General features: G+C 68.6%; 11 protein-coding genes and 1 pseudogene. 2 read left to right on the top strand and 10 right to left on the bottom strand.

The window, feature by feature from the left end; translation table 11 throughout:
* Positions 1 to 254 precede the first annotated feature (254 nt).
* Complete coding sequence (locus ACFK0J_RS13370) at positions 255 to 1742, top strand: mannitol dehydrogenase family protein (RefSeq protein ID WP_378739879.1); 1488 nt, start codon at positions 255 to 257, stop codon at positions 1740 to 1742.
* Between the two features lie 46 nt (positions 1743 to 1788).
* Here the strand turns inward: ACFK0J_RS13370 and ACFK0J_RS13365 are convergent, their stop codons facing one another.
* Positions 1789 to 2547 (bottom strand): acyl-[acyl-carrier-protein] thioesterase, encoded by a 759-nt coding sequence (locus ACFK0J_RS13365; protein ID WP_378739877.1) that lies wholly within the window; start codon positions 2545 to 2547, stop codon positions 1789 to 1791.
* A 109-nt stretch (positions 2548 to 2656) separates the two neighbouring features.
* Entirely contained in the window at positions 2657 to 2995 is a 339-nt protein-coding gene (locus tag ACFK0J_RS13360; RefSeq protein WP_378739875.1) for a DUF3703 domain-containing protein, read from the bottom strand.
* Positions 2996 to 3134: 139 nt separating this feature from the next.
* Between ACFK0J_RS13360 and ACFK0J_RS13355 the strand changes: the two genes are divergently transcribed.
* Positions 3135 to 4019, top strand: a complete 885-nt coding sequence (locus tag ACFK0J_RS13355; RefSeq protein WP_378739873.1) for a hypothetical protein — start codon at positions 3135 to 3137, stop codon at positions 4017 to 4019.
* On the opposite strand, the gene ACFK0J_RS13350 is transcribed toward ACFK0J_RS13355, so the two are convergent.
* The 8 genes and pseudogenes from ACFK0J_RS13350 to ACFK0J_RS13315 all read right to left on the bottom strand — a co-directional run bounded on the left by ACFK0J_RS13350 (position 3986) and on the right by ACFK0J_RS13315 (position 12419).
* A complete protein-coding gene (locus ACFK0J_RS13350) occupies positions 3986 to 4897 on the bottom strand; it encodes an AraC family transcriptional regulator (RefSeq protein ID WP_378739870.1) in 912 nt (303 codons plus the stop codon). The genes ACFK0J_RS13355 and ACFK0J_RS13350 overlap by 34 nt on opposite strands.
* Positions 4898 to 5142: 245 nt before the next feature.
* Positions 5143 to 6561 (bottom strand): ribosome biogenesis GTPase Der, encoded by a 1419-nt coding sequence (gene der, locus ACFK0J_RS13345; RefSeq protein WP_378739867.1) that lies wholly within the window; start codon positions 6559 to 6561, stop codon positions 5143 to 5145.
* Complete coding sequence (gene cmk, locus ACFK0J_RS13340; RefSeq protein ID WP_378739864.1) at positions 6558 to 7301, bottom strand: (d)CMP kinase; 744 nt, start codon at positions 7299 to 7301, stop codon at positions 6558 to 6560. The genes der and cmk overlap by 4 nt, the downstream gene beginning before the upstream one ends.
* Positions 7301 to 8281, bottom strand: a pseudogene (locus ACFK0J_RS13335) (pseudouridine synthase); the annotation flags it as partial. The pseudogene ACFK0J_RS13335 and the gene cmk, both read right to left, overlap by 1 nt.
* Before the next feature lie 633 nt (positions 8282 to 8914).
* On the bottom strand, positions 8915 to 9559 hold the full coding sequence (scpB, locus tag ACFK0J_RS13330) for an SMC-Scp complex subunit ScpB (RefSeq protein ID WP_378742825.1): 645 nt from the start codon (positions 9557 to 9559) through the stop codon (positions 8915 to 8917).
* A 161-nt stretch (positions 9560 to 9720) separates the two neighbouring features.
* Entirely contained in the window at positions 9721 to 10554 is an 834-nt protein-coding gene (locus ACFK0J_RS13325; protein ID WP_378742823.1) for a segregation and condensation protein A, read from the bottom strand.
* A 554-nt stretch (positions 10555 to 11108) separates the two neighbouring features.
* The gene (locus ACFK0J_RS13320) at positions 11109 to 12053 is read right to left on the bottom strand and encodes a ParA family protein (protein ID WP_246634729.1); all 945 of its coding nucleotides are present in this window, start codon (positions 12051 to 12053) and stop codon (positions 11109 to 11111) included.
* Between the two features lie 225 nt (positions 12054 to 12278).
* Complete coding sequence (locus ACFK0J_RS13315; protein ID WP_378739862.1) at positions 12279 to 12419, bottom strand: hypothetical protein; 141 nt, start codon at positions 12417 to 12419, stop codon at positions 12279 to 12281.
* Between the last annotated feature and the right edge of the window lie 36 nt (positions 12420 to 12455).

Raw genomic sequence — 12455 nt, 5'->3', positions numbered from 1 at the left:
ACCTCCGGTGCGGTTGTCATGCCGAAGCGGGGCGTCGCCGCCCCGCTAGTGCACGGTAGCTCCTCCCAGCGATCCGGGCACCCGTCACCGGACGGAACAGCGGCACTGCGCCTGGATTCGTGACCTACGGCGACCCAGCACACCTTCGGGCTCGACTGTGACTCGGGCCGCATGACTTCTCGATGCGTGCTCGGCGTGTGATCTACTGCTGAGAGGGCACCATCCGGAGTGTGACGTGCACAGGACGGATAGTTATGAGTTGGGCCGAAAGCGTGCCGCTGCGGGCCGAGTCCCTGCCGGAACTCGGCTCCCACCTCGCCACACCGACCTATGACCGGTCCGGAATCTCCACCGGCATAGTGCATTTCGGTGTCGGCGGGTTTCACCGCGCGCATCAGGCGAGGTATATCGATCGGCTGCTCGAGCTCGGTGGCGCGCGCGAGTGGGGCATCTGCGGGGTCGGCGTGCTGCCCGGCGACCGACGGATGCGCGATGTGCTGCGGGCGCAGGACGGGCTGTACACGCTGTCGGTGCTGGCACCGGACGGCAGCTGGACCACCCGGGTGGTCGGTTCGATCGTCGAGTACCTGTACGCGCCGGACGATCCCGAGGCGGTGCTGGCGAAGCTGGCCGATCCGGGCACCCGGATCGTCTCGCTCACCGTCACCGAGGGCGGCTACCACTTCTCGGCGACCACCGGCGCGTTCGACGCCGACGATCCGGACATCCGGGCCGACCTCGCGCCGAATGCGGTGCCCGCCTCCATTTTCGGTCTGATCACCGAGGCGCTGGCGCGGCGACGGGCGCGCGGTGTCGCGCCGTTCACCGTGCTGTCGTGCGACAACATCGAGGGCAACGGGCACGTCGCGCGCGCGGCGTTCAGCGCGTTCGCCCGGCTACGCGACCGCGAGCTCGGCGACTGGGTGGCGCGAGAGGTGCGGTTCCCGAACTCGATGGTGGACCGGATCACGCCGATGACACCGCCCGAGGCGACGGCGGAGGTCGCGCGCCGGTACGGCGTGACCGACCGGTGGCCGGTGGTGACGGAACCGTTCGCGCAGTGGGTGCTGGAGGATTCGTTCACCCTCGGCCGACCGGATTACGGCGCGGTCGGTGTCCAGCTGGTCGATGATGTCGCGCCCTACGAACTGATGAAGCTGCGCCTGCTGAACGCGGGCCACCAGGCACTGGCGTATTTCGGCTACCTCAGCGGCTATCGGCTCGTGCACGACGCGGCGCAGGATCCGGTGTTCCGCCGACTCCTGTTGCGGTACATGGACATCGAGGCGACGCCGACCTTGCGACCGGTGCCCGGCGTCGATCTCGAGCAGTACAAGCACACGCTGATCGAGCGCTTCGCCAACCCGGCGATCGGCGACACCGTGGCGCGACTGTGCGCGGACACCTCGGATCGAATACCGAAATGGGTGCTGCCGGTGATCCGGCAACGGCTGGCCGACGACGGTGAGATCACCTGCGCGGCAGCGATTGTCGCGAGCTGGGCGCGCTATGCCGAAGGCATCGACGAACAGGGCGGACCGATCGAGGTCGTGGACCGGTTGCGCGACCGGCTGGCCCCGCTGGCCCGCCGCCAACGCGACGACCGCACCGCATTCCTCGGTGAGCGTTCGGTTTTCGGTGATCTGATCGACGAACCACGGTTCGTGAGCGCCTATGTCGCGGCGCTGGATTCGTTGTACGCCAAGGGTGCCCGCGCCACCGTCGCGGACCTGGCGGGGTAGGCCGGAGCTCTGCTCGCGCTGGCGTGGGATTCGCCGAGTCCAGAGCCTAAAGCGGCATGACCCGGGTGACCGCGTGCGTTTCCTCGGCGACGGTGAACCAGATGTCGAGAGCCGAGCCTGCCCGATGGGCGACCAGCGCGACCTGATCGCCGGACTTCAGCGGCTTGGCGTACTCGATGATGGCGCGGTGCGCACCCGACTTGAGGTCGTCGTGGTCGGCCAGGACTTCCTCGACGCCGCTCAGGTAGACGGCGTTGTTGACGTGGTCCAGCAGATCGATATCGGTGACGCGCAGCGGGAAGGGGCGCACGCGGACCTCGGGCGAGTCGGTGGACGGCACCGGGTCGGTGAGGGCGGCCTTCCAGCGGAGCCGGTGTTCGGTGGTGCTGGCCAGCATCGGCTCCATGAAGCGGTCGCTCATCCGCGCGGGCACGCCGGATTCGGTGCCGAAATGGATCAGGAAGGCCTCGGTCTCCACCAGCCCGCCGCTGCTGCCGCTGATCTGGACGCGCATATTGCACCAGCGATTGGACAGTCCGGAGCACCAGCGGCGCAGGGTGACCCGCTCCCCGAACTGGATCGGCTTCAGCACGTCGATCACCGTGCGGCGCACCACCCAGCCCCGATGGCTGTCGCCGTCCTCGACGGCGTCCAGGTGCTCGAACCCGATGTCTTGCAGGTAGCGGGCGATGGCGTCGAGCCGAAGGCGTTGGTCGCCGTCGGTGTCGGCGAGGCGTACCGGCCACCCCGTTTCGAACGGGGTTCCGGCGGTCGGACGTTCCGGCAGCACGCTGGGAATGACCATGCCTCGGATACTGCCAGGTCATGATCACTGCTCGCGCGTCGGCACGCGCAGAGTGTCGCGCATCGCACAGCAGGGTTCAGTTCATCCCGCCGCTCGGCTCGGCCGTCGATCACTCACTCGCGGCCAAAATGCGGTCGAGGTCCGGCGGAACGGGCATGACAGTCCTGAGTCCGACGGCGGTCCGACCGGTGTTGCCGCGCGGCGACCGGCCCAGCGCGGAACCCGGGCCCGCGACGAGCAGCCGGACGACTTGGCCGACCATCTCCCGCCGATCGCGGCAGCGCGCGGCGAGCCGGAACATGTGCCAGTGCGCCCGGGTGTGCGGCCACGCCCACTCCTGGGACAGAATGTGCGCGCGTTCGAGACAGCGCCACATCTCGTCGAGATCGGTGGTGGCATCGGCCGAAGCCAACTCGGCTTCGAAGGCGGCGCGGACAGTGGGCGGCATAGCAGCCACGGTTTCCTCCAGGTTCGAGACAATTCTCTCGCACCAACACTTCCGTGCCGCCCTACCGCCACGCTTGAACAAACCTGCTGCGACTCCTTGCGGTTGACTCTGACACCGTGTCAGGGCCTTCGCTGAGGCCATGCACGCATACATCGGTTCCGTCCCGTACTGCTACAGCAATTCGCTGGCCATGATCTTGGGCGATCAGGCACCCTCGGTCGGGGTGATCGAAACGTTGACCGGCGCACCGTTCGGCGCGCAGGTGGAAGACGGCACACTGCCGTTCTTCGATCCCGTCGGGTGGCATCCCGAGATCGGCCTGGACGCCGCCATCGACCTGATCGGGTGGTCGTGCACGCGCACCGCGGGCGGGTCCGCGACGGAAGCGCTCGACCGCTTGCGCGCCGCCTGCACGCAGGGGCCGGTATTGGCCGGGCCACTGGAGTTGGGGCTGATGCTGTACCGCCCGGGCTCCGGAAAGGCCATCGGCGCGGACCATTACGTCGTCGTGCTCGGTGTCGAGGGCGACACCGTGCTGCTGCACGATCCGCAGGGGCATCCGTTCGCGACGTTGCCGACAGCGGCCTTCGCCGAGGCCTGGCGCGGCGAGCAGGTCAGCTATATCGATACACCGTTCGTCATGCGTTCGGCGTTCGTGCGCAACCGCGTGGTCTCTCCCGTCGATGCGCTGGAATCATCGATGCCGCAAGCCATCCGCTGGCTCGGCGGCGCTTGCGCCGCCATCGACGAACTCGCCGAGCTGGTCGCGCGGGGACTCGACCCGGCGGTTCGGAACTTATTGGCCATCTTCGGTATTCGGCTCGGCAGCCGCCGTCTGCTCGATGCCGCGGGGAGTCTGATTCTGCTCGGCCGCACCGCGGCCGCCGCCATTGCCGCCGAGCAATCCCGCGTCGTCGGTGGCTTGCAGTATCCACTCGTCACCGGCGACGACGCGGCACTGATCGCCGGGCTGAACCGTCTCTCCCCCGGCTACGACCGACTGCGTGCCGCGCTGGAAGCCTGACTGCGAGCGATGGCACCGGACGGCAGGTCTGTGTCCCACCGGATGCCACTGAACAGCGAGGGCGGGGCGCCGAACATGCGGCGGCACACTCGGGTCAGGTGTGCGCTGTCGGCGAAGCCCGCACCATGCGCGACCTCGGTCAGGGAGTGACCGGCGGCGAGCAACTCGACGGCTCGCTGGACGCGGAGCCACCGCACGTAAGCGCGGAAGGGCAGGCCGAGATCCGCCGAGAACACGTGCGTCAGGCGGCTTTCCGAGAGATGTACTTCGCGAGCCAGGTCACGGAGACGAATGGGGCCGTTGTCGAGACGGGCGGGCACCGTTCGGAGTACTTGCGCGACTGCGGGGTGCAGCCGGGTGGTCGCCGGATGGCCGGTGCTGTCCGGGCTTTCGGGCGGCGACGTCGCGTCGGGTAACCACGCGTCCGGTCCGAGCGCCAGCGTAGCGCGCACCCAGGCGCCTACCTTGTCCCGCACTCGGTTCGGATCCGCGCCGTCGACGTCTCGGAACCATTCCCCCGCAATGGTTTCGGACGACGCACCACCGCCGCACAACCACGTGCTGTCGGTATCCAGACCTAGTTCCTCAGCCGCACCCACCCATCCGGCGGCCGTATCTCGCGGACGCGGCACGACGCTGAGCAAGGCACCGGCGACCGACTCGGGATCGAAGTGGACCAGCAGACCATGCGCCGTGCCCCGAACAACCGCGTGCGGCACATTCGGCGGAATAACGGCTGCGCGACAAACCACTTCCTGCCCAAACCCATCGCCGAGCACGACCTCGCTACGACCGACGAGCACCTGCACGGTGTGATGCGCGTGCAACTCCGCCGTACCGATCGCCCCGGCAAGCATCAGCAGGCTGGGTCGCACCACGGCAACGCCTCGCCACCCAGGTGCACCCACCTCGTCCCCAGCCATGCCCTCGATCTCCACCTTCCGACCACACCTCGCCTATCGGGTATACACCCGTTCGCGCACACCCTCGAGGTCAGCCGCATACCCCGTATACACGGTGTGCGGCTGACAGAACCGGTGTGCGGCACATCGGTCTGCACACGGAAGAGCCCCGAGGCAGGCGGTTGCGGGCCTCGGGGCTCTTCATGGCACAGCCGGACGGGTTACTTCTTGCCGCGTTCGCGCTTTTCGCGGACGCGCACCGAGACGCGTACCGGGGAACCGTCGAAGTTGAATTCCTCGCGGAGCCTGCGCTCCAGGAAGCGGCGGTAGCCCGCCTCCAGGAAGCCGGTGGTGAACAGGACGAACGTCGGCGGACGGGTGGTCGCCTGGGTGGCGAACATGATGCGGGGCAGGCGACCGCCGCGCATCGGCGGCGGGGTGGCCGCGACCACTTCCTTGAGCCAGGTGTTCAGGCGGCCGGTCGAGATGCGCTTGTCCCACGACTCGAGTGCCGTTTCCATCGCGGGCACCAGCTTCTGCACCGCGCGGCCGGTGTGCGCGGAAATGTTCACCCGCTGTGCCCACGGCACGCGGACCAGGTCGCGATCGACCTCACGGTCGAGTTGCAGGCGGCGGTCCTCGTCGACCAGGTCCCATTTGTTGAAGGCCAGCACGAGCGCGCGACCGGAGTCGGCGACCATGCTGATCACTCGCAGGTCCTGTTCGGTGATCGGCTGCGAGGCGTCGATCAGCATGATCGCGACCTCGGAGGCCTCCAGCGCCGCCTTGGTGCGCAGCGAGGCGTAGAACTCGGTGCCGCTGGCATTGGACACCTTGCGGCGCAGACCGGCGGTGTCGACGAATTTCCAGACCTTGCCGCCGAGTTCGACGAGCGAGTCGACCGGGTCGACGGTGGTGCCCGCGACATCGTGCACGACCGAACGCTCGTCGTCGGCCAGCTTGTTCAACAGGCTGGACTTGCCGACATTGGGCTTACCGACCAGTGCGACGCGACGCGGGCCGGTGCCGCCGGTGCCCTCGCGCGGCGTCTCCGGCAGCACGGCGAGCACGTCGTCGAGCAGGTCGCCGGTGCCGCGGCCGTGCGCGGCGCTGACCATGCGCGGTTCGCCGAGACCGAGCGACCACAGTGCGGCGGCCTCGGATTCGACGCGCTGGTCGTCGACCTTGTTGGCGACCAGGATCACCGGAATCTTGGAGCGGCGCAGCATTTTCACCGCGGCCTCGTCGGTCGCGGTGGCGCCGACGACGGCGTCGACCACGAGCAGGATCGCGTCGGCGGTCTGCATCGCCATCTCGGCCTGTCGGGCCACCGACTGCTGCAAGCCCTTGGCGTCGGGCTCCCAGCCGCCGGTGTCCTGTACGAGGAAACGACGACCGGACCAGTTGGCCTCGTAGGAGACCCGGTCGCGGGTCACGCCGGGGACGTCCTCGACGACGGCCTCGCGGCGACCGAGGATCCGGTTCACCAGGGTCGACTTGCCGACATTCGGGCGGCCGACAACCGCCAGCGTCGGCATGGCGACGTGTTCTTCACCGTCGAACTCGCCGTCGAGATCGGTGAGCTCCCAATCGGTTTCGTCACTCCAGATGCCGTCACCGGCGATAACGTCTTCCGTCACTGGGAACCTCCCGTCCTGGTCGCCGAAATCTGCTGCGCGACAACGCGGTACAGCTCGTCGATGACCTCATCCATGCTCAGGTCGCTGGTGTCGACCAGCACCGCGTCGTCGGCCGGACGCAGTGGGGACACCTTGCGGGTGGAATCGAGGTTGTCGCGCCGCTGCACATCGGCGAGCACGGCCTCGTAGTCGTCGCCGCGGCCTTCGGCGATGTTCTGCTGGTTGCGCCGATGGGCGCGGGCCTCGGCCGAGGCGGTCAGGTAGATCTTGGCGTCCGCGGCGGGCAGCACAACGGTGCCGATATCGCGTCCCTCGACCACGATGCGCTGGGCGGCCGTGGTGATCTCGCGTTGCAGCGCGACGAGCAGGTCACGGACCTCCGCCACCGCGGAAACCGCGGAAACCGCCTTGGTGACGGCGTCACCGCGGATCTCCGACGACACGTCCTCACCGTCGAGCTCGATCACCTCACGGCGCGGATCGGTGCCGATGGACAGCGGCAGCTCCTTGACCGCCGCGGCGATCGCGGCGGCGTCGGTCAGCTCGATGCCCGCGCGGAGCACGCGCAGCGTCGCGACCCGGTACATCGCGCCGGTGTCCAGATAGCGGGCGCCGAGCCGGGTGGCAAGGCGGCGCGAGACGCTGGACTTTCCGGTGCCGGACGGGCCGTCCATGGCGACAACGAGCGGACTCGTTCCCGACAACTGGCGCGGGGCCTCGACCGGAATCTCCACACCCATCACAACGACACCGCCTCGTAGAGTTTGCCGATTTCACCGCGACCGAGCACGCGCAGCGTGCCGGGCCGTTGGTCGCCGAGCGCGACCGGACCGATATTGGTGCGCACCAGCCGGGTCACCGGATGGCCGACCGCGTCGAGCAGCCTGCGCACGATGTGCTTGCGCCCTTCGTGCAACACCAGTTTCACCAGGGAACGTCCCTGGCCCAGCTCGAGCACCTGGAAGCTGTCGACCTTCGCGGGGCCGTCCTCCAGCTCGATGCCGTCCTTGAGCTTCTTGCCGATCGACTTGTGCACCTCACCGTTGACCGTCGCCAGGTAGGTCTTGGAGACCTCGTAGGACGGGTGCATCAGCCGGTGCGCCAGGTCGCCGTCGTTGGTGAGCAGCAGCAGACCCTCGGTGTCCGCGTCCAGACGACCCACGTGGAACAGCCGCTGACCGGCGGCGATCCGCTCGGCGACGATGTCACCGACGCACGGGCGGCCGAGATCGTCGGACATGGTCGACTGCCAGCCCTTCGGCTTGTTCAGCACCACGTGCACCAGTTCCTCGCGCACCACCACGCGGGTGCCGTCCACCCGGACCACGGCGGTCTGCGGGTCGATGCGCAGGCCCTGTTCGACCACGATGGCGCCATCGACCTCGACGCGACCCTGCGCGATCATCTCCTCGGCGGCGCGCCGCGAAGCGACACCGGCCTTGGCGAGGACCTTCTGCAAACGCTCGCCCTCACCCCACGGCATCTTGACGTGGCCCGCGGCGGCGGGCGGTTCGACGTGCTGACGCTTGGCGGGCTTGGCGTTGCTGAGCTGCGGTGCCGAATGCGTCTGACGCTGCGGCTTGGGGTTCTTCTTCTTACCGGTCGGCGCGGACTGGGTCGCCCGGCGCTGCGGGATGCCGCCCTGGGCAGATCCGCGGCCGGTAGTGCCGCCCTGGGCAGGACCGCGCCCGGTGGTGCCTGGCGAGCCGGTCCGAGATGCGCTGCTGCCCTGCGGGTTACCGCGGTATTCGTTGCTACCTTGGCTGCCGCCGCCACGGTACGAGTTTCCGCTTTGCGCGTTACCGCCGCGATAGCTGCTGCCACCCTGCGCGGAGCCGCCCTCGGTACGGCCGCGATACGCGTTGCCACCGGTACCGGCTTCACTACGACTGCGGTAGCTGCTGCCACCCTGCGCGGAGCCGCCCTCGGTACGGCCGCGATACGCGTTGCCACCGGTACCGGCCTCGCTTCGACTGCGATAGCTGTTGCCACCCTGCGCGGAGCCGCTTTCCGAGCGGCCGCGATAGGAGCTACCGCCCTGCGCGGAGCTGCCTTCGCTACGGCCGCGATACGCGCTGCCGCCCTCGGTGCGGTCGCGATAGCCGCCACCCTGTCCGGCGCTGCCGCGATACGCGTTGCCGCCCTGGGTATTTCCGCGCTGGACAGTTCCGCGCGGGGTGTCGGATTGTGTGGCGCCGCGGTAGCCGGCTTCGCCACGCGAGGCGCCGCGCGCGGTCCCCCGTCGATCCGCGCCCGCGTCTCGGGCTGCTCCGCCCCTGGTCGGGGGCTGGTCGCTGCGTTTCCTGCGATCCGGTGTGCCATCTCGGCGAGCGGAAGTATTCATTTTGTCCTGTCAATCCTCGCTGCCGAGGTCCAAGTCGGCCTCAGCGGGTTTTTTCAGCCTGGTGTAACGGGGGTCCGTATCCAGGCTCTCGTTGATCTCATCGATCAGGTCGACGCCTGGGAGCAGGGGCGCCAGTGGCGGCAAGTCGGTCAGCGACGCGAGTCCGATCCGTTCCAGGAACAGCTCGGTCGTGCGGTACATCGTCCCGTTGGTTTCCGGGTCGACACCTGCCTCGGCGATCAAGCCCCTGGCCAGCAGCGTGCGCATCACCCCATCGACATTCACGCCGCGCACCGCGCTGACCCTGGTCCGAGTCACCGGCTGACGGTATGCCACCACCGCCAGAGTTTCCAAAGCCGCTCGCGTCAATTTGGTGCGAGCGCCATCGAGCAGCACCCGTTCCACATATGGCGCGTACTCGCTGCGAGTATAGAAGCGCCAGCCGTCTCCGACGAAACGCAGATCGATCCCGCTACCGCGCGCGGACAGTTCCGCGGACAACTGACGCAGCACCTCGTCCACCCGCTCGGTGGTGTCGTCCAGCGCCGCCGCCAGCTGCTCTACCGGGGCCGGAGCGTCGACAACGAGCAGCATCGCTTCCAACGCGGAGCGGAATTCGTCGTCATCGAGAGGTTCCGGGGTGAACTCCGACACTGTGCTGTCGGCGACCGGTGTCGCGTCGTAGGTGGTGGCGTTCGATGCCGAGGCTTCGGGACCCTCGGCCTGGTCGGTAGGTGCCGCGTCGCTCGGCGGGGCCGCGTCCTCGGGGTGCTCGCCCACCGTCGTATCCGTGACCGCGGTATCAGCGATGTCTCTCACCCGTAGTCCTCCTCGATAGTCAGGGTGTCGGTCGGCTCGCCGTCCTGGGCGTCGTCGCCGATCCAGCTGACCGACAGCTGCCCGAGCGGGTCCGGCTGGTCGAACTCGATCGTCTTGCCTCGGTACAGCTCGAGCAGCGCCAGGAAGCGTGCGACGATCTCGATCGGCACAGCACAGTCTGCGACCAGTTCGCTGAAGGTCGTCCAGCCGCCCTTGCCGCGCAGTTTGAGCCGTTCGAGCACGAGCGCGGCCTGTTCGGCGACCGAGATGGCGTGCGCGTGCAGATGGTCGAGTCCGACCTTGGGCACCGGGCGGGGCCGGAAGGCCGCCGCGGCGATCGCGGCGAATTCGTGCGCGTCTACTCCCAGCGTAACCTCGGGCAGCAGGTCGGCGAAGCGGTCCTCCAGGCCGACGGCGCGCGGGTAACGCCGCAGCGCGACCGCCTCCAGTTCGCCGAGCAGCTCCGCCACCTGCTTGAACGCCCGGTATTGCAGCAGCCGCGCGAACAGCAGGTCGCGTGCTTCCAGCAGTTCGAGGTCTTCGGCGTCGGTCATCTCCCCCGACGGCAGCAACCGCGCCGCCTTGAGGTCGAGCAAGGTGGCGGCGACGACCAGGAATTCGGTGGTCTGGTCGAGAATCTTGTCCGCTCGCAAGGTATTCGCCGCGGCGTTGGGGTAGGTGCCGTCGGACAGCGCGGCGGTCAACGCCTTCGTGTAGGCGATGAACTCGTCGGTGACCTGGTGCAACGCCACCTCGGTGACGTCGAGCTTGCGCGAACTGATCAGCGTCAGCAACAGGTCGAACGGCCCCTGGAAGTTGCTCAGCCGCAGATGGAATCCGGACTTCTCTTCCTTCGGCGCTGCTTCTTCGGCCGCTGGTGCGGGTTCTTCGGCCGCTGGCGCGGGGTCTCCGGCCGCTGGCGCGGGGGCTTCGGTCGCTGATGCGGGGTCTCCGGCCGCTGGCGCGGGGTCTCCGGCCGCTGATGCGGGGTCTCCGGCCGCTGATGCGGGGTCTCCGGCCGCTGGCGCGGGGTCTCCGGCCGCTGGCGCGGGGCCTTCGGCCGCTGGCGCGGGGCCTTCGGCCGCTGGCGCGGGGCCTTCGGCCGCTGGCGCGGGGCCTTCGGCCGCTGGCGCGGGGCCTTCGGCCGCTGGCGCGGGGTCTTCGGCCGCTGGCGCGGTGTCACCACCCGCCGCGGTGTCGTCTTCAGGCGCCGCCGCGTCCCCCGACGCATCTTCGCTCGAAGTCAACCTGTCGGCCTGTTCGTCGGGATCGTCCGGGCCTGCGTCGGCCCGCTCGAGGAGATCACCCGGTGCGGAGCCGCCGATGGCAGACCCCGGGCCGGATGGATGGGTAGTTGCGGGTGGCGCGGGGTCGTTACTGCCGATCACCGGCCGGACCGGTGGATGACTTCCCGCGCCATCGCCCGATATGCTTCGGCCCCACCGGATTTCGGTGCCCATGTGGTGATCGGCTCGCCGGCCACGCTGGCGTCCGGGAACCGGACAGTCCGCGAGATCGCCGCGTCGTAGACCAGATCGCCGAACACCTCGACGACCCGCGCCATCACCTGACGCGAATGGAGTAGTCGCGCGTCGAACATGGTGACCACTATCCCGTACAGGCTCAACCTGGGGTTCAGCCGGTCGCGCACCTTCTCCACGGTGTCGTTGAGCAGCGCGAGCCCGCGCAGCGAGAAGTACTCACATTCCATCGGAATGATCACACCATCCGAGCACGCCAGCGCATTGACGGTGAGTAAACCGAGCGAGGGCTGGCAGTCGATGATGATGTAGTCGTACCGGTCGCGGATGGGCTCGAGGGCCCGGCCGAGCGACTGTTCCCGGCCGACCTCGTTGACCAGCTGGATTTCCGCCGCCGACAGATCGATATTGCTCGGCAGCAGATCCATGTTCTCGACGCGGGTCGGCATCAGCACGTCGTCGATCGAGCCCTTGGAGCCGACGAGCAGGTTGTGCACGGTCAGGTCGAGATCATGGTGTGCCACACCCAATCCCGCCGACAGCGCGCCCTGCGGGTCCAGGTCGACCAGCAGCACCTTGCGCCCGTATTCGGCCAGTGCGGCACCGAGGTTGATGGTGGAGGTCGTCTTGCCGACGCCGCCCTTCTGGTTGCACATGGCGACGATGAGGGCGTCGCCGTGCCGGTCGAGTGGCGGCGGATCCGGTACCAGGCGCAGTGGCCGCCCGGTCGGTCCGAGTGCTGCGTCCTCGGGGACGGGTTCGGCCCCGGTGCCCCACAGGGTTTCGGCCGCGGCCTCCGAGTACGGACCCGAGCGCGCACCCGTAAGCGGCTCCGCCCCAGCACCCATCGGCGGCTCTGCCGCTCCGGCTGATGTCACGATCCGCTGCTCCTTATACGTTCCTGCCCGTTGCCTCGCCGAGCGTAGCGAGGCGGATCAGGCCCGACCCTCGCTTTCGTACGGTCCGACTCTCGTTAGACGCTACCGCTTGCGAGCGTGCAAGTGCCGCGACGCGCGCGGCGTGTTCGCGGCACCACGCCGGGCCGCGAACAGCAAAACGCTACCTCGTATCCGTCAGCGCCACTCCGGGTCACCATCGAAATGCACGTCGAAGCGGTCGTGCAACTCATCCATGCTGTCCCATTCCGCCTCGCCGCGGGCGATTCGGCCGAGCTGCCGGAAGTACTCGAACGGGACGATACCCGGTGTCAGCACGGCTAAAAACTCCGCGGGGCCATCGGCCGAAGCACC

This window comes from Nocardia brasiliensis, assembly GCF_042691675.1.
GTDB classification, from domain to species: domain Bacteria; phylum Actinomycetota; class Actinomycetes; order Mycobacteriales; family Mycobacteriaceae; genus Nocardia; species Nocardia brasiliensis_D.
Note: the sequence above shows the minus strand (reverse complement) of the source record. Positions and strands in the feature narration are given on the sequence as shown.

Excerpts from the sequence above, each read along its gene's own strand:
- ACFK0J_RS13370 (WP_378739879.1), top strand. The coding sequence starts at position 255 with ATGAGTTGGGCCGAAAGCGTGCCGCTGCGGGCCGAGTCCCTGCCGGAA.
- ACFK0J_RS13365 (WP_378739877.1), bottom strand. The coding sequence starts at position 2,547 with ATGGTCATTCCCAGCGTGCTGCCGGAACGTCCGACCGCCGGAACCCCG.
- ACFK0J_RS13360 (WP_378739875.1), bottom strand. The coding sequence starts at position 2,995 with ATGCCGCCCACTGTCCGCGCCGCCTTCGAAGCCGAGTTGGCTTCGGCC.
- ACFK0J_RS13355 (WP_378739873.1), top strand. The coding sequence starts at position 3,135 with ATGCACGCATACATCGGTTCCGTCCCGTACTGCTACAGCAATTCGCTG.
- cmk (WP_378739864.1), bottom strand. The coding sequence starts at position 7,301 with ATGGGTGTGGAGATTCCGGTCGAGGCCCCGCGCCAGTTGTCGGGAACG.
- ACFK0J_RS13320 (WP_246634729.1), bottom strand. The coding sequence starts at position 12,053 with ATGGGTGCTGGGGCGGAGCCGCTTACGGGTGCGCGCTCGGGTCCGTAC.